The sequence below is a fragment of the Rhodomicrobium sp. genome (genome assembly GCF_047605405.1).
In the GTDB taxonomy this organism is placed as follows: Bacteria; Pseudomonadota; Alphaproteobacteria; order Rhizobiales; family Rhodomicrobiaceae; genus Rhodomicrobium; species Rhodomicrobium lacus.
Map to the genome: position 1 here is coordinate 1 of NZ_JASGFR010000021.1, position 15,986 is coordinate 15,986.

The 15,986-nt window shown below is 61.8% G+C and carries 18 protein-coding genes and 1 tRNA gene; 7 read left to right on the forward strand and 12 right to left on the reverse strand.

The window, feature by feature from the left end:
- Positions 1 to 343 precede the first annotated feature (343 nt).
- The 4 genes from QM659_RS09920 to QM659_RS09935 form a co-directional block, all read right to left on the reverse strand.
- Positions 344 to 808: a PTS sugar transporter subunit IIA gene (locus QM659_RS09920; RefSeq protein WP_127075834.1), complete on the reverse strand. Its 465-nt coding sequence runs from the start codon at positions 806 to 808 to the stop codon at positions 344 to 346.
- A gap of 49 nt (positions 809 to 857) precedes the next feature.
- Positions 858 to 1,478, reverse strand: a complete 621-nt coding sequence (gene hpf, locus QM659_RS09925) for a ribosome hibernation-promoting factor, HPF/YfiA family (RefSeq protein WP_303486805.1) — start codon at positions 1,476 to 1,478, stop codon at positions 858 to 860.
- Between the two features lie 185 nt (positions 1,479 to 1,663).
- Complete coding sequence (gene infC, locus QM659_RS09930) at positions 1,664 to 2,185, reverse strand: translation initiation factor IF-3 (protein ID WP_127076335.1); 522 nt, start codon at positions 2,183 to 2,185, stop codon at positions 1,664 to 1,666.
- 170 nt (positions 2,186 to 2,355) lie between these two features.
- Positions 2,356 to 3,603 (reverse strand): glycosyltransferase family 4 protein, encoded by a 1,248-nt coding sequence (locus QM659_RS09935; RefSeq protein ID WP_415188308.1) that lies wholly within the window; start codon positions 3,601 to 3,603, stop codon positions 2,356 to 2,358.
- Between the two features lie 94 nt (positions 3,604 to 3,697).
- On the opposite strand from QM659_RS09935, the gene QM659_RS09940 reads away from it, so the two are divergent.
- Positions 3,698 to 4,474 (forward strand): alpha/beta hydrolase, encoded by a 777-nt coding sequence (locus QM659_RS09940; RefSeq protein WP_415188309.1) that lies wholly within the window; start codon positions 3,698 to 3,700, stop codon positions 4,472 to 4,474.
- Positions 4,475 to 4,481: 7 nt separating this feature from the next.
- Here the strand turns inward: QM659_RS09940 and QM659_RS09945 are convergent, their stop codons facing one another.
- From QM659_RS09945 to QM659_RS09960, 4 genes are read right to left on the reverse strand one after another with little or no spacing between them, the layout of a single operon-like run.
- On the reverse strand, positions 4,482 to 5,345 hold the full coding sequence (locus QM659_RS09945; protein ID WP_415188310.1) for an SDR family oxidoreductase: 864 nt from the start codon (positions 5,343 to 5,345) through the stop codon (positions 4,482 to 4,484).
- Complete coding sequence (gene queG / locus QM659_RS09950; RefSeq protein WP_415188311.1) at positions 5,342 to 6,499, reverse strand: tRNA epoxyqueuosine(34) reductase QueG; 1,158 nt, start codon at positions 6,497 to 6,499, stop codon at positions 5,342 to 5,344. Before queG ends, QM659_RS09945 begins: the two co-directional genes overlap by 4 nt.
- Positions 6,480 to 7,172 (reverse strand): glutathione S-transferase family protein, encoded by a 693-nt coding sequence (locus QM659_RS09955; protein ID WP_127075822.1) that lies wholly within the window; start codon positions 7,170 to 7,172, stop codon positions 6,480 to 6,482. The genes queG and QM659_RS09955 overlap by 20 nt, the downstream gene beginning before the upstream one ends.
- A gap of 32 nt (positions 7,173 to 7,204) precedes the next feature.
- A complete protein-coding gene (locus QM659_RS09960; RefSeq protein ID WP_415188312.1) occupies positions 7,205 to 8,188 on the reverse strand; it encodes a complex I NDUFA9 subunit family protein in 984 nt (327 codons plus the stop codon).
- Positions 8,189 to 8,342: 154 nt separating this feature from the next.
- Here QM659_RS09960 and QM659_RS09965 point away from each other — a divergent pair.
- From QM659_RS09965 to QM659_RS09980, 4 genes are all read left to right on the forward strand, one after another.
- Positions 8,343 to 8,427: transfer RNA gene (locus QM659_RS09965), tRNA-Leu, on the forward strand.
- A gap of 413 nt (positions 8,428 to 8,840) precedes the next feature.
- The gene (locus QM659_RS09970; protein WP_415188313.1) at positions 8,841 to 9,146 is read left to right on the forward strand and encodes a nucleotidyltransferase family protein; all 306 of its coding nucleotides are present in this window, start codon (positions 8,841 to 8,843) and stop codon (positions 9,144 to 9,146) included.
- Positions 9,124 to 9,480 (forward strand): DUF86 domain-containing protein, encoded by a 357-nt coding sequence (locus QM659_RS09975; protein ID WP_415188314.1) that lies wholly within the window; start codon positions 9,124 to 9,126, stop codon positions 9,478 to 9,480. Before QM659_RS09970 ends, QM659_RS09975 begins: the two co-directional genes overlap by 23 nt.
- 635 nt (positions 9,481 to 10,115) lie before the next feature.
- On the forward strand, positions 10,116 to 10,679 hold the full coding sequence (locus QM659_RS09980) for a threonine transporter (protein ID WP_415188315.1): 564 nt from the start codon (positions 10,116 to 10,118) through the stop codon (positions 10,677 to 10,679).
- 4 nt (positions 10,680 to 10,683) lie between these two features.
- Here QM659_RS09980 and QM659_RS09985 read toward each other — a convergent pair whose 3' ends face one another.
- A complete protein-coding gene (locus QM659_RS09985) occupies positions 10,684 to 11,433 on the reverse strand; it encodes an NAD-dependent deacylase (protein WP_303486821.1) in 750 nt (249 codons plus the stop codon).
- A 63-nt stretch (positions 11,434 to 11,496) separates the two neighbouring features.
- Here QM659_RS09985 and QM659_RS09990 point away from each other — a divergent pair, with 63 nt between their 5' ends.
- Both QM659_RS09990 and QM659_RS09995 read left to right on the forward strand, forming a co-directional pair.
- Positions 11,497 to 12,555 carry a methyltransferase domain-containing protein gene (locus QM659_RS09990; RefSeq protein ID WP_415188316.1) on the forward strand — a complete coding sequence of 353 codons (1,059 nt, stop codon included), beginning with the start codon at positions 11,497 to 11,499 and terminating at the stop codon, positions 12,553 to 12,555.
- Between the two features lie 89 nt (positions 12,556 to 12,644).
- Complete coding sequence (locus QM659_RS09995) at positions 12,645 to 13,163, forward strand: ferritin-like domain-containing protein (RefSeq protein WP_415188317.1); 519 nt, start codon at positions 12,645 to 12,647, stop codon at positions 13,161 to 13,163.
- Between the two features lie 212 nt (positions 13,164 to 13,375).
- Here QM659_RS09995 and QM659_RS10000 read toward each other — a convergent pair whose 3' ends face one another.
- From QM659_RS10000 to QM659_RS10010, 3 genes are all read right to left on the reverse strand, one after another.
- Positions 13,376 to 14,056 (reverse strand): 2OG-Fe(II) oxygenase, encoded by a 681-nt coding sequence (locus QM659_RS10000; RefSeq protein WP_127075793.1) that lies wholly within the window; start codon positions 14,054 to 14,056, stop codon positions 13,376 to 13,378.
- A gap of 53 nt (positions 14,057 to 14,109) precedes the next feature.
- Entirely contained in the window at positions 14,110 to 15,279 is a 1,170-nt protein-coding gene (locus tag QM659_RS10005; RefSeq protein WP_415188318.1) for a Rid family hydrolase, read from the reverse strand.
- A 375-nt stretch (positions 15,280 to 15,654) separates the two neighbouring features.
- Positions 15,655 to 15,831 (reverse strand): DUF2892 domain-containing protein, encoded by a 177-nt coding sequence (locus tag QM659_RS10010; RefSeq protein ID WP_127075789.1) that lies wholly within the window; start codon positions 15,829 to 15,831, stop codon positions 15,655 to 15,657.
- Positions 15,832 to 15,986: the final 155 nt, after the last annotated feature.

A 15,986-nucleotide genomic window follows, 5' to 3' on the forward strand; every position in this document is an offset into this window, starting at 1 on the left:
TGTGCTGTTCGGGCTGGGACCGATGATCGCGGTTTATGAAAAGGAGCGGCGCTAGAAGCCCTTCCGGTCTGATCGGATCGCAATCAGACCGGTAACCGGTCACTTCCTGAAGTTCAGGAGGCCGAACCTGATCGGATTCGGCTCAAGATCAGCCAGCCAAAATGTTTGACGCAGACCAGCTGATCGATGATCGCGACATACGACGCAGCGCCGTGCCCGATTTGCGGCATGCGCTGCCGCCGGGTTGAGCGCATTGCTTCGGACTCAAAAAAAATAACGGCCGAAAAGCGCGGCCGCAGGAGACTTTTTAATCGAAAAGACCGGGAGGCGCTGACGGAGCCGCCTAAGCGGCGTGAGAAGCCGCCTTCTCGGTGAGCACCGCATAGATCGCAGCGCGGTCGCGGCACGCGCGCAGTTTCTCGACGGATTTCTGATCGCGCAGCAGGCGCGACACGCGCGCGAGCGCCTTGAGGTGATCCGCGCCCGCGCTTTCCGGCGCGAGCAGCAGCATGATGATGTCGACGGGTTCTTCGTCGATCGACTCGAAGTCCAGCGGCTCTTCAAGGCGTGCGAAAACGCCGACACTTGCCTTGATGTTGGTGAGCTTCCCGTGCGGGATCGCGATGCCGGAGCCGACCCCGGTCGACCCCAGCCGCTCGCGCTGGATGAGGGTGTTGAAGATCTCGACGCTGTTCAGCCCTGTCAGATCGGCCGCGCGGTCGGACAGGATTTTGAGCGCCTGCTTTTTGTTCGCGGCCTTCAGAGAGGGAATCACCCCGTAGGGCGTTATCAGGTCGCTCAAATCCATATCGTCTCCCACGCGTAATCCTCCATATGCTGCCCGCATCAAAGCACCATTACGATTTCGCGCTTGTGACAACGCCGCCGGTGTCGATCCATCCGATATTGCCGTCAGCACGCCGATACACGACGTTGATCCCGCCATGCGCGGCGTTGCGAAAAACGAGGAAAGATCTGTCGGAAAGATCCAGCTGCATGACCGCGTCGCTGACCGACAAAGCCCTGACCTGCACGGGGTTTTCTGCGATTACCGCCGGAGCGCCCTCGCCATCGTGCGCGTCATCGGCATGCTCATCGCGCTCCACATCGATAACGTAGTCGACACCCGCGCTCTCGAACTGCTGCGCGGCCGCGTCGCCCTTGCCATGGTCATTAATCCGGCGCTTGTAACGGCGCAACCGCTTTTCCAGGCGCTCCAAAGCGGAATCCACACTGGCGTAACCATCCACACCCGTGCCTGTCGACTGGAGGTCGAGGCCGCTTTCGAGATGAATCGCGCAATGCGAGAAGAAACCATCGGTGTTTTTCTCGACGCTGATTTGCCCCGAAACGGTGCGACCTGAATATTTATCAAGCGCAGACTCGACCCGATTGAGAGCGTATTCGCGGAGACTTTCTCCGAGATCGATATTTTTGCCGGTTACTTTGATTGTCATTTCAGTATTTTTGTGTTGCACCGTTCTGGATTTAGCCGCCGCTCACCCGCCCATCATAATATAGGATCGGGCGAATATTGGGCAACAGGTAATAAAGTTATTTCAACACGAGGAGAACATGCGCGCGTTTGCGCAAAGAATCAACCGGGTTGACAGACCCGGCATCCGCGCCGCGCGGCGCATTCCCAGCCGTGCTGCATCTGGCGTTATCGCGGTGCGAGCACCATGATCATCTGACGCCCCTCAAGGCGCGGCTCCAGCTCGACCTTGGCGATGGCTGTCGTTTCCTCTTTCACCTGCTGCAGAAGCTGCATGCCGATGTCCTGGTGAGCCATTTCGCGGCCTCGAAAACGAAGAGTGACCTTGACCTTGTCGCCTTCTTCGAAGAACTTCTTGATCGACCGCATCTTCACGTTGTAGTCGTTCGTGTCGATGTTCGGACGAAGCTTGATTTCCTTGACCTCGACTGTTTTCTGTTTCTTGCGCGCTTCTGCCGCTTTCTTCTGCGCCTGAAACTTGTACTTGCCGAAATCCATGATCTTTGTGACGGGAATTTCCCCGTTCACTGCGATCTCGACGAGGTCAAGACCGGCTTCCTGGGCTTTCGCAAGCGCGTCGCGCTTCGAAACTGTTCCGTGATTTTCGCCAGCTTCGTCGATCAATTGGACATCGCGAGCAATGATGGCTTCGTTAATGCGCGGCCCTTCTTTAACGGGGGCGCCTCTCATGGGACGGCGTATCGGACTCTCCTGTCGTTGTTTATGGAAGCAGCAATTCGGCCGTGCTCGACCCGAGCACGCGCCCATAAAATGAGGATAAAAATCCGCCTAGACAAGTCAAGCGCCATATTGATGCATAAGAATTTGGCGCCGCGTTTTCAGGACATCGCGCGGCGGATTCAGCGTGAAACGGCATTGGCGAAATTCACCGCAAGCTGCGTTCCGATGAGGCGATCGTAAACCGCAAGCGTCTGATGCTGAAGGGCACGCTTTGAAAACGACGTGCGCGCACGATCCATGGCATGCTGGCGGAACGCATCGAGCGCGGCCGGCTCAAGCGCAAGGGCGGCTGAAAGGGAATCGCACAAAGCCTGGGGATTGCCCGGCTCGAAAAGCCACGGTCTCTGCCCGGCAGGGGGCACCGCCTCGGATAACGCGCCTGCTCCCGCGCTTGCGAGAATACCGGGTTCCGGCGCGATCGTCTCGGGCAGCGCGCCGATGTTCGACGCAATCACAGGGCAACCCATCGCCTGCGACTCGATCGACACGCGGCCGAACGCTTCGGCCTCGACCGACGCAACGACCGTCAGCCACGAAGCCTTGAAGGCTGCGGGCATGTCGTCGCAATGGCCCGCGATGATCACACGGTCGGAGAGGCCGCGCGCTTCCACGAGGGCGGCCAGTTCCTCGCGGTACGGCGTACGGCCCTGATCGTCGCCGACGAGCACGAAAACCAGATCGCCAGCGCGCGCGCTCAGGAGCGCGGCGGCCTCGACGAGAACGCGCTGACCCTTCCAGCGGGTCAGGCGTGCGGGCATGAGAACGATGCGTTTGCCGGACGGCACGCCCCACGCCTCGCGGAGTGCGCGGACACGCTCGGTCGATACGAGCGCCGGGTCGAACCGCTCGACATCGAGCCCGCGATAGATCACGCCGACGCGGTTCGTCGCCTTCGGGTGACGCTCGCGAACCACCCGCGCTGTGTATTCGGAGTTGCAGATCACGGCGTCGCCTCTGGCCATGACGCCGTTATAGAACGCCTTGACACGGCCTTTCTGGTTATAGATGCCGTGATAGGTGGTGACGAAGGTGCGCTTCAGACGCCGTGACGCGATCCATGCGCTCCAGGCGGGCGCGCGGCTCCTGGCATGCACGAGACTGACGCCGCGCTCGCGGATGACCCGCGCAATCCGCATCGCGTTGGCGAGCACGAGCGCCGGATTCTTCGTCGCCGCCGACATGCGGATGAGTTCGCCGCCAACCGCAGCAAGCTCGTCTTCGAGGCGCCCGCCCTCGGATATCACGAGGGCCTTGCCGCCGCCGAGCGTCACGGCTTCGGCGATCTCGATGGCCGTCCGCTCCGCGCCGCCCGTGGAAAGCTCGGGGACAACCTGAAGAATGAGTGGCCAAGGGCTTCGTTTGAGCATCATCGCCCCCAAATTTCACACTGTACGGCGAGGGGTCGCGACAAAGGGCGAACGGACCTCACTGTTCTGCTCGGTCTCATGGGAGAAGCATAAGATGAACAGCGAAAAACTGCAATTGCTCCCCGTTCCGGCAGCGGACGGCAGTACTAGCTCTATCGCGTGGCAATTTCGGAAAGCTGAAGAAAATAGGACGACATTCGTCTGGTTCTCGGGTTTCAGATCGCAGATGGACGGCGAGAAGGCGACGGCGCTGGACGCGTGGGCTGCCGCGAACGGCGCGGGATGCCTGCGTTTCGATTATTCAGGCCATGGCCGTTCCGGCGGAGCCTTCGAAGACGGCACGATCAGCCGCTGGCTCGGCGAGGCGAACGCGATTCTCGGGGCGGCGGCGATTTCCGGTCCCTCGGTGTATGTCGGTTCGAGCATGGGCGGCTGGATCTCGCTCCTGCTTGCTCGACGGCTGGCTGACGAGAACCGCGCTCCGCCCGCCGCGCTGGTGCTGATCGCGCCCGCCTGGAACATGACGCGCCTGATGCTCGACCGCTTCCCGGCGGAAGCGAAGGCCGCGCTCGCCCGCGACGGCGTTTTCCTTCGCCCCTCGGCCTATGGCGCGGAGCCTTATCCGATCACGAAGACGCTTGTCGATGACGGCGAACGCCATCTGTTCGGCGAAACAATCCCGGTCCGCACTCCCGTGCGCATCATCCACGGTCAGCAGGACGCGGACGTGCCGTGGCGGCATTCGCTGGATTTGATCGACCGCCTTGCCGCGCCCGATGTCCGCCTGACGCTCGTCAAGGACGCCGGGCATCGTCTGTCGCGCCCGCAGGATCTCGCGCTCTTGTTCGCGACGCTTGCCGAATTCCTGTAGCCGCGCGTCAATTCTCCCTTGCGAGCGCGCGCAAGCCTTCGCGGTAGGTCGGGTAGCGCAACAGCACGCCAAGCTCGCGCTTGATCTTGGCGTTGTGCACGCGCTTGTTGCCTTCGTAGAAGCTGCGCGCCATCGGCGACAGCTCGGCTTCCTCGTAGGGAATGAGCGGCGGCTTCGGCACGCCGATCAGATCGGCCGCATAGGCGAGAACGTCCGGATTCGGGGCCGGTTCGTCGTCCGTCACGTTGAAGATATGCACACCGCCGAGCCGGTCGCGGCGAATCGCGGCGATGACGGTCTGCGCGATATCATCGACATGGATGCGGTTGAACACCTGCCCCGCCTTGTGAATCCAGCGCGCCTCGCCCGACCTGATGCGGTCGATCGGGCTGCGGCCGGGGCCGTAGATGCCCGCCAGCCGGAAGATGTCGAGCGCGATGCCCTTCTCTTTCGCGAGCGCCGTCCATTCGATCTCAACCTCGGCGCGCGCCGACCGCCGTCCAACGGTGGCGGACACAGGCGTTTCCTCATCGACCCACCCGCCGCCATGGTCGCCGTAAACGCCGATCGTGGACAGATAACCGATCCAGTGAAGCTCCGGCGCCTCCAGCAGCGCGTCGCGGTAGGCAAGGAGCGCGGGATCGCCCTCAGCTTCCGGCGGCACCGATACGAGGCAGTGAGACGCCGTCTGAAGCGCGGCCTCCACGGCTTCGGCGTCGCTGAACAGGATCGGCGTGATCCCGTCTCGCGCGACATTTTCCAGCTTCTCGCGCGAACGCACCGTGCCCGTCACCGGCCATCCGCCCTCGGCGAGGTGCGCGGCGGTCGCAAGCGCGGAATATCCAAGTCCGAAAACGAAAAGGCTGCTCATGGCATCCGCTCCCATTCCTCGCGCACTGTGGCGTCTTTTTCTTCTGAACTATATCTTTCTTTCAGTTTCGATTTAAGCTCAAGCCCGCCTAATCGTGACACCGCCCAGACTGCCATGCCCCGCACGAGCGGCGAGTCGTCGCAGATAAGCCGCAATGCGTCGTCGAGAAGCGCCGGATCGCCGGAGTTGCCCGCCGCGACGAGCGCGTTCCTCACAAATCGGTCGCGCTTGATGCGCTTGACAGGGGAGCCCGCGAAGCGCGCGCGAAAGGCGGCGTCGTCGAGGCGCAGAAGCTCGTGAAGAGGCGGATTGTCGGCCGCCTCGCGCGCATGGAAGCGAACCTCGCTCGCTTTTTGCGCGAACTTGTTCCACGGGCACGCCGCGAGGCACTCGTCGCAGCCATAGATGCGATTGCCGATGGCTTCACGAAATTCGGGCCCGATCTGCCCCTTGTGCTCGATGGTGAGGTACGAGATGCAGCGGCGCGCGTCGATGCGATGCGGCTCGGGAAAGGCCCTTGTGGGGCACGCGTCGAGGCAGGCGCGGCAGGTGCCGCAGCGGTCGCGCTCGGGCGTGTCGGACGCAAGTCTGGCTGTGGTGAAGATTGCGCCGAGGAAGAACCACGAACCGAGATCGCGCGAGACGAGATTGGTGTGCTTGCCCTGCCAGCCGAGTCCCGCCGCCTGCGCGAGCGGCTTTTCCATCACCGGCGCGGTATCGACGAAAACCTTTACATCTTCGCCCGCCATGGCGGCAAAATCCCGCGCCACCGCCTTGAGCTTCGCCTTGATGATATCGTGATAATCGGCGCCCTTCGCGTAGACGGAGACGGCCCCTCGCGAAGCATCCGCTCGCGCGGTGCGCGGATCGGCGTCCGGGCCATAATTCAGCGTGACGAGGATCACGGAGCGCACCTCCGGCCACAGCACACGCGGATCGGCGCGCTTGTCCGCGTTCGCTTCGAGCCACCCCATGTCCCCATGAAAGCCGGCCGCGAGAAAACCGATAAGCCCCTCGCCCGCCCCGCCAATGGCCGCCGGGTCCGCGATGCCGACCGTGTCGAACCCTTCCGCCAGCACGCGCGCCTTCACGACGCCGGAAAGATTATCTCCGGCCGCCGCCGTTCGCACGGGCTCAGAAGTCAAGATCCGCATAAGTCTCCGGAGGGCTGAAGCCCGGTATGCGATCGGCGAGGATGGATCTGAACGATGGCCGCGATTTCAGGCGCTGATACCATGCCTTCGCCTCGGGAAACTCCGTCCAGGGCACTTCGGACAGATAATCCATCACCGAAAGCTGCGCCGCCGCCGCCACGTCGGCGAAGCTGATATGATCGCCGCCGAGCCATTTCCGCTGATCGCTCAAAAAGCTGACATAGGAGAGATGATAGCGCAAATTCGAGCGGCAAGCGCGGATGGCCGGAAGATCCGGCGCGAGTCGGCCGCGCGCCATCGGCTTGAAGAGCTTTTCGTCGAGCAGGGTCTGGCTCACCTCGCCGTCGAATTTCGTGAGAAACCAGTCTGCCACGCGCCGCGCCTCGGCCCGCTCGGCAGGCAGTCCGGGCCAGATCTGCGCCCGTGCCGCAGCCCCCGTCTCGCGCGGGGTCGTCTCCGCGAGGTATTCGATGACCGGATACACCCCGCATATCGCCCTCGCGTCGAGCATGAGAACGGGCAGCGTGCCGGCAGGGTTGATATTCAGGAAGTCGCGCCCGAGTGCCCAAGGCTTCACCTCCGACAGATCCGCCTCCACGCCGCACTCGAACAGTGCCACCCGCGTCGCGCGGGAGGCTGGGCAGAGCGGAAAATGCAGCAGCGTCGTCGGCATCGGCCTTGTTGCTCGCTAGGCGGTGCGCGGAGCTAAAACGCCGCGGCGCGGCCGGTGGAGAACTCGCCCCTCGGCCGGTAGCGACTGAGATAGGGCGGTACGATCACTTCGATGCTTTTCGGCTCCGTGACGCCCAGTCCCTCGAGCGTGCGCTGATCGCGGATTGCCTCGGCGCTGACGACATTGTCGTGCTGCAAGAGGCGCACCTGATCCAGCGTGATCGGGGCGCCCGGAAGCGCCTGAACGAAAAACGCCTGTAACTTCGCCGCCCAGAACGGCACCGGCAGCAGGACGCGGGGCCGCTGCGTCCACTCGCAGACTTTCTTGAGAATTTCGCGGAAACTGTAGATGCTCGGCCCGCCAAGCTCGTAGACGGCGCCCTCGGTCGCGCGTCCCTCGACCGCCGCCGTCACGGCGCGGGCGACATCGCCGACATAGACCGGCTGGAAGCGCGTGTTGCCGCCGATGAGCGGCAGCACCGGCGACAGGACCGCCAGCCTCGCGAAGCGGTTGAAGAACTCGTCCTCCGGCCCGAAAACCAGCGACGGACGCAGAATCACCGTTTGCGGGAACGCGGCGAGAGCGCGTGCCTCGCCCTCCCCTTTCGTGCGCGCATAGGCCGAGCGCGAAAGCCGGTCGGCACCGATGGCCGAGATATGGACGAAGCGCTTTACGCCCGCCGCTCGCGCCGCCTTCGCGATGGTTTCCGGCGCATCCGCATGCACCGCCTTGAAACGCTGTCGCCCGGACGGTGCGAGGATGCCGACGAGATTGACGACGGCATCAGCGCCTCTGACTGCCTCCGCGACGGACTTCTCGTCGCGGACATTGGCGCTTACAATAGCGATCTGGCCGACCGAGCCGAGCGGCTGGAGATACAGCGCCAACTCAGGACGGCGCACCGCAACCTTGATGCGGAACCCGGCCTTGGCCAACGCCTGCACCACATATCGGCCGAGGAACCCGGAGCCGCCGAAAACGGTGATCACGGTCGAATTTCCATTTGCATATGCCATGCGAAACCCTGTGGAGATCGAAGCGCGCGTGAGGGAAAGGGAATTAAGCATAACGCATATCGCGGCTTCGCCCGAATGAAAAGCTGCGATGGTCAAAAGAGCGTTCCGACGCGATTGACAAAGGGCGCAACGCCATCTACGTACTACCCCCACAGCCCAGATGGCGGAATTGGTAGACGCACTAGTTTCAGGTACTAGCGCTGCAAGGCGTGGAGGTTCGAGTCCTCTTCTGGGCACCACCTTGTTTGTAACGAGTTGGTTTTGTTGGCTTTTTTAGACTGTTGGACAGTCTGTTGGACACTCATCATTTTGGCGGCAGCCGCCAGCGCCATGCGTTTCTGCGCGGCAGCCTTGATGTAGACCCGCGCCATCGCAGGATCATCCCAGCCGAACATGACGCACATCTCATATTCCGTCGCGCCCGCCTCGGCGCACCGAACAGCCGCGATCCGGCTCTCGCGAGGGATCGAATCGCGCCGCCGTAGAGTCCGACCCCACCTTCCAAGAGTTCAGCAAGACATCCGAGCCTTGTGCAATCATCGAGCATTGAGTCGCCACGGCCTCCGGCATAGGCGAGAACTACTCATTCTCGGTCAATGCCCTCGTCGTGCTCCTTTTCTATAAATCCTCCGTACGCTATATTGCGCGCATGATGAGAGGTCTTGTCCTTCAGAGGCTGCGCGATCAGGAGGCCGAGCTGCGCCAGTTCGGCGTGAGGAGCCTTTCTGTGTTCGGATCGGTGGCGCGGGGCGATGAGAGTGACGTGTCCGACATCGACCTTGCTGTGACATTCGACCCCGCGCAAACGCCACGCGGCCTTGCCTATTTCGGACTTCTGGAGCGCTTGCAGGGGCGGCTTGCAGAGACATTGGGGCGCGATGTCGATCTCGTGCCCGAACCTACGGCGAAACACTCTCTTCAGAACGAGATAGACCGTGACCGCGTCATCGCGTTCTAAGACAGCACGCAATCTCGCTCAGGTCGTCGAGAACATCGACGCCATCGAGGCCTATGTCGCGGGTCTCGAAGAAAGCGCCTTCATTGCCGACACAAAGACGAGAGACGCGGTCGAGCGTTGTCTGCAAAGGCTCATCGAGGCCCTCGATCGTATCCGCAAACGCGGCGATGACGGCGTCATTCCCGGCTTGCCATGGGCGGGCATTCAGGGCCTCGGCAACCGCCTTCGGCATGAATACGACGCCATAGACGGCGCGCAAATCTGGGCGACTGTGAGAGACGACCTCCCTGCCCTCAAAACGGCAGCGTTGAAAGCTCAGGAGGGGTTTGGATAACACCTTCGGGCTCTCAAAATCAGGCGATCTTCAGCCTTGCCATGGCACCGATTTGTGACACTCAGAAATTCAGCTCGGCCGAATTTTATGTAGTCAATTCAAGTAGTTGAAGTCGAGCCTGGCAAATCTTCTCTGGGCACCAGCGTGACTTCAAGTCACTAAAAACACTCAAAGAATTGGCATCGTTACGGTTCTGGTCGCCCCACTGTGACAGACGATGCTATTTGTGAACCGTCCGATGCAGCGAGTCGGCTCTTCTCTCATCCAGTTACGCAAGCGCGTCCGGGCCCGCAGCCACTCACCAGGAAGCAACGGGTCGCACTCTCGGGGCTCTTATATAAAGCTTTCGGTTGCCCGCACGCGAATTACAGCGCGCCGCGCAGGAAGTCACGGAGTGGTTCGACACGAATTGCCATGACACGGTGACGCTCGCCGTGCGTCAGCGAGCCGATAAGGCTTCCGTTTCCGACGTGTTTCCGCGGCCGCCGGGACATACCCCCATATGGTATATTTCACCGGCGAGGCGTTCGCGAAGACGTGTGTTGTCATCAGCCTCGGACCTGCGGTTCTATCCACGCCAGGGCACGGTTTCGAACCCGCCCGCCTCGCCGAATATGCCTTCAATCGGGGGAGGAATGGTCACAGCGGCCTTCGTGGCGACATCGGCCATGGTCCTTCTTATGCCGGGACCAACCAACACGATGCTGGCGGCGTCCGGCGCGACGCTTGGATGGCGCAAGGCCGCGCTCCTGCCCTTTGCTGAAGCGATGGGCTATGCGGTCGCCATCTCGATTTTTGCCCTTTTTGCCTCGATCGCGAAGAACGACGCTGCGGCTATGGCCGCCCTCAGGCTTGTCGCCGCGGTCTGGCTGCTCCACACGGCGCTCCATTTGTGGAGGACGCCCATCGCAAGCGCTACGACGCGGCCGCGCGAAGCCTTCGCCCGTGTATTCGTGACCACGCTGCTCAATCCAAAGGCCATGCTCGTCGGAACCGTTCTCATCCCCGCCGACGCCGCAATGACTGGTCTGTGGATTGCCACGTTTGTGTCTCTCTCAACGCTGGCCGGCTATGTGTGGATGCTCGCGGGCTCCCTCGTTCCGTTCGGGCTTCGGCGGCACGCATACAAGGCGACGTCCGTCATCCTTGGCGGATTTTCGATTGCGGCGGCAGCTGGCGCATTTGTGCAAGGCGTTTAGCCGGTCACGCCGACCGCGCAGCGGCAAGCAGGCGCTCAACATAGGCGGGTACGACCTCCGTAGCCGGGCCGTGGATCGCGTCAATGAAGCGGCTGATGCCGTGCGAGGGCTCGAGATTGAGTTCGACCGTATGCGCGCCGACGCGAAGCGCCTCCTCCACGAAACCGGCGGCGGGATACACCGTCCCGCTGGTGCCGATGGAAATGAACAGCTCGCAACCGAGAATCGCCCGATAGATGCGCTCCATCTGGTAAGGCAGTTCGCCGAACCAGACGACATCGGGACGCAACACCCCGGTTCGCCCACAGGACGGGCAGACGCTTTTCAGCGTGATGTCATGATGGATCGCGTGGCGCGACGCGCAGGCCGAACACAGCGCCTTCATGAGTTCGCCGTGCATGTGCACGAGCTTTTTCGAACCGGCCATCTCGTGCAGCGGATCGATGTTCTGCGTCACGATCAGCACGTCACCAGGATACTCCGCTTCGAGGCGTGCGAGGGCCAGGTGCGCCGCGTTGGGCTGAACGTCTGCGTTCTGCCTGCGCCGCTCGTTATAGAATTGCAGCACGAGCTTCGGGTTGCGCTTGTAGCCCTCGGGCGTCGCGACCTCGCGGTAATCGTATTGTGCCCAGATGCCGTCCTTGTCGCGAAAGGTATGGAGACCCGATTCCGCCGAAAGCCCCGCGCCTGTCAGGATGACGATGTTGTTATAGCGGGTTCGCGTTGAAGCGCCTCCCCTTGACTTGTGCGGCATGCCCAACCCACCTCAATCATCACAGCGGTGTACAAGACTAACCGATTTTCCCCGGGAGATGACATGTCAAATCGGCTTGAAGGGGTCGCACATCTTGCGGGGCAGACGCTTCGGACGGTGAGCTATGCCGCGCTCTACCGTTACACGACGCGGCGTTCGCTTGCGCTGGGCGCGGACGTCGACAAGGTGCAGCTTACGAGACCGGCGCCCGGTCTTTTTCCGCTGGTGCAGGACGTGCTGAAGCTTCAGGCCAAGGACGCCAAGGCGGTCGCGAACGGGCTTTATCCCATTCCGCTGGAAGAAAGCGGCTCGTTCGCTGAGCGGATCGAGGCGGTGCGCCGCATGCTCGACGATTTGCCGAAATCGGCCGAGCGGCGCGCGGGAAAGCGGTTCGACGAGGCGGCGGCGCTGCCGGAGGCAGAGGGGCTGCCCGGTTATTACACGCAAAACTTCCATTACCAGTCCGGCGGCTGGCTCACGGACGATTCTGCGAGGCTCTACGACATTCAGGTGGAGACGCTGTTCATGGGGGCGGCGGGCGCGATGCGTCGGCAGGCTATTCCTCCCATCGCCGAGTTCGTGAAGGGCCGCGACCAGCGGCAGCTTCGACTCGTGGATGTCGCTTGTGGAAGCGGCCGCTTTCTTGGGCAGCTCGCGCAGGCGTTCCCCGCGCTGCCGATGACCGGCACCGACCTGAGCCAGGCCTATCTCGACGAGGCTGCGCGCTTCCTCAGCGATAGACGTAATATCGGATTCCGTCAGGCGAACGCGGAAACCCTCCCCTTCGAGACCGCCAGTTTCGACATCGCAACGTGCATCTACCTCTTTCATGAATTGCCGCGTGATGTACGCCGCCGCGTGACGGGGCAGATCGCCCGCATCCTGAAGCCCGGAGGCCTGTTCGTGTTCGTCGACTCGATCCAGTGGGGCGATGTGGACGGCTATGACGGCCTGCTGGAAGCCTTCCCGCAGCGCTTCCACGAACCCTACTTCCTCGACTATTGCGCCGACGATCTCACCGGCGTCGGCGGAGTATTCGCCGATGCGGGTTTCGAGATTTGGGACGCCTTTCCGGCCTTTTTGTCGAAGGTCGTCGTCTGCAAGAAGAAGAGCGCAAGCTGAAGGTCAATTTTCGTTTCGTCCGTATTCGCATAAGGGAACATGCGCTTGCCAGCGTCATTGTCATGGAAAGCCAGAATGGAGGTATTACCATGGCAGAAGACGCAGAACGCGCAAAAGACGTTTTCATTACCGGCCTTCAAAATGCACACGCGCTCGAAAATCAGGCTCTGGAACTGATGAACAGGCAGGTCGAGCGCATCGAGAACTATCCGGACATCAAGGCCAAGCTGCAACAGCATATCGACGAGACGCACGGGCAGATCGAGCGGCTGGAGAAGATCCTCGAACAGCGCGGGCAGAGCAGATCGGTTTTGAAGGATAATCTTCTCTCAATCACCGGCAACATGGCCGCGATAACGCACGCTTTCACGCAGGATGAGATCATCAAGAACTCGATTGCGAACTTCGCGTTCGAGAATTTCGAAATCGCGTCCTACAAGTCGCTGCTGGAGCTTGCCGACCTCACCGGGCAGACGGACGCCAAACAGCCGCTCGAACAATCGCTCCACGAAGAAGAGCAGATGGCGCAATGGCTCGATCAGCATCTGCCGCAGGTGACATCGACCTATCTTCACCGTTACGCGGCGAACGAGAAGGCCGGGCTCTAGCACGCTGCCGCTTCCTGTCCGGTTTGACCAGTGGAGCCTGAAGCGCGCTTTCTACACGGAAAGCGCGCTTTGGATATGGGGGCTTTGTGCGGTCCGACTCTTCGATATCGCACCCTCGAAGGCCGGATAGATTATCGAGCGCGGCGGCATTTCCGCCAAATCTCCAGGCTCTCCTGTCTTGCAGGCGGACGAACGAAGCGCAGCCCCGCTTCCTAGCCGAGCGTGATCGGCTGGTCCGGAAAGGCGAGCTGATCCCTGTCGCGCCATGTCGGGCTGACATAGTTGATTTCCATCAAACGGCGGACGCCGTAGATCGGGCGCGGTTCGAAACCGTGCCAGCTATGCGGGCCAGAAATGAAGATGACCGCCGAGTTGAATTCCGCCGTCCCGCGCCCGCACCACTGCTTGTCGTGATCGTAGATGTCCGTGCCCCAATCCTTCGCGAACGGACCGGTGCAAAGGTAGATCACCATCGAGAACAGCTTTTCCTTGATATCGCGGTGCGGTTCCAGCCACATGCCGTCGAGATCCTGGATGTATTCCATGCGCAGATAAGCGCCTTCGACGTTCACGTGGCAGGTTTCCGCGAACTGGCGCGCGACGAGGCGAGACTGCATCGCGTCGCTCAGCACCGACATGGCGGGGAAAAGTTCGCGCATCTTCGGCGTGAAGAAGATCCGCTGATTGTTGAAGGTGTCGCGTGCGCCCTTGGTGTCGATGGTGACGACCGGTGGCGCGATCGGAAGCGTGAGTATCCCCGTGCACATGGCTTCCGGCAGACAATCGAGGACGCGCCAGCGGCGATAGGGTTCTTCGATTATGTCGGGCCGCGAAAGCGCGAGGGCAAAATGCTCCGCCACCTCGGACGGTTCTGGAAGGAGGGGATAGGTCATCGGCACGTTCTCCCTTTAAATGCGTTACTTTTGCTTTTGCCGTCCCCGATTGTTCAGAATGCCGGCAGCGAGCGATTGTTTTCGCTGACTGCGGCAATCCCCTCGATTTCGACAAGCCACTCCGGGCGGCAAACCGGCCCGTGGACGACGACGGCGGGCACATCGGGGAAGCTCTCGCGCAGCATGCCGCTTATGCGCGGGTAGTCCGACGCGTCGCGCAAATAGACAATCAGATGCTGCATGTCGTCACGGGAGGCCCCCCCCGAGCGAAGGAGCGCGTCGACGTTCGCGATGGCGCGGTCGAGTTGACGGCATACGTCGCCGGGATGCAGCACGCGTCCCCTGCGGTCGATGCTGGCGGTTCCGGAAATATAAAGATGAGCGCGGTCGGCGAAAGCGATTCTGGTGCCGCGTTCGAAGGTGACGCCGTAGTCCTTCGTCGCGCACAGCATGTCGAAGTCGTTGAGATAGGAGACCTGCCCCGGTTCGAGGTCGAGGAGCGACAGAGCATCCATCGAAACAACCTCATGGCGGTTGGGCGAACCGCCTTCGATCCCGGTGCTCGCGATATAATGCGTCGCGGCGGTGAGACCGGCGCGCACGAACAACTCCCGCCGCGCCGTCACCATTCCCTGGTAGAACACATCCGCGTTGCGCAGATAGATCCATGTGCGCACGCAGTTTGCCGCGAGAGAGCCGCCGAGGCCGTGCAACGTGTCGGCGAGCGTCGCGAAAATGGCATGCGTCTGTTCCGCCGCGTCCGGCTCCGGGTTGGACGGGATCGAGCCGAGCCCCGCGCTCCACAAGTGGCGGCGGCCGTTTCTCGTGACGAGCACGTGACGCGCTGCCAGCCGCGTCTTCGTCATCGGCGCCTTGCTGTTGATGTGATAGGCGAGGAGCGCGATCTTCCCGCCGGGCAACGGGGATTGCTGCACGATGGAAGTGGCGACGGGATTGCCGCACCGATCCACTGCCAGATCGCTGTCCTTGACGAGAGCAATCTGATTCAGCGCGTCACTCAGAAAGAGACGCCGGAACACGGCGCTGCCCGCGTCGAGGCCGAGCGACTTCTGAACGTCCTCATAAGCGGCTTGCATGTGCCGCAATTGGGCTTCGAAAGCGAGATGACCCGGCGGCACGATGACGATCTGGTATTCCTCGTCGCCATCATCGCCGCAAAACCGCTTGAAGCTGACGCCGTCCCTCGCAATAACCTTCAACATGCCTTCTCTCCCGCCGCCGGCAGCATCGGCGGCCGAGGCAAAAAATCGCTGTCGCACGCACTTTCAAGGAAGCTGGGGGTGAAGTTCCCACGCCTTAACAGCAGGACACCGTTTGCTGTTGCCATTCTTCATGGCTAGGAGGATCGGCTTGCGGGGGGCTTGTGCGAGGAAGGCGTGAAGCTGTTTTGCGCATCCTTTCAACAGCTTTTTCAGGAAAAGGCCGTGAGCGGCCAATCGAAGATCCTGCGTCTCGTCAGGCAACCTTTCGTTGACTCAGAATGTTACCGATGCAAAAGGGCGCCGAGCCGGTTTCGGCGCGACGCCCTGGGCGTGACGGAAATCAGAGGACCCTTGCGGAGCCTTTCCGCCGTCGCGTCAGGTTCTGATCCCGAGCAGGCGGTAGGCGGGGCAGAAACCGATAAAGGCGGTTGCGAGCGGAACGACGCCGAGCCAGCCCCAGGGCGTCTGCGGTCCGACGTAGACGAGCGCGATGAGACCAAGGCCCACGACGATCCGCAGGATGCGGTCAAGTCCGCCGACATTGCTTGTCATGTAAAATCCTCCACATTTCTTGATGCTGTCTGATGGGGGGAGGCTAGGCGTTCCCCAGGGGCGGGTCTGTGACTTAGTCACGGGAGCGAAATTTATCGCTCTTCTTGCGAATGCGCCCACTTTTGCGGATCAAGTTCCCGCCAAAAAAAGACCGG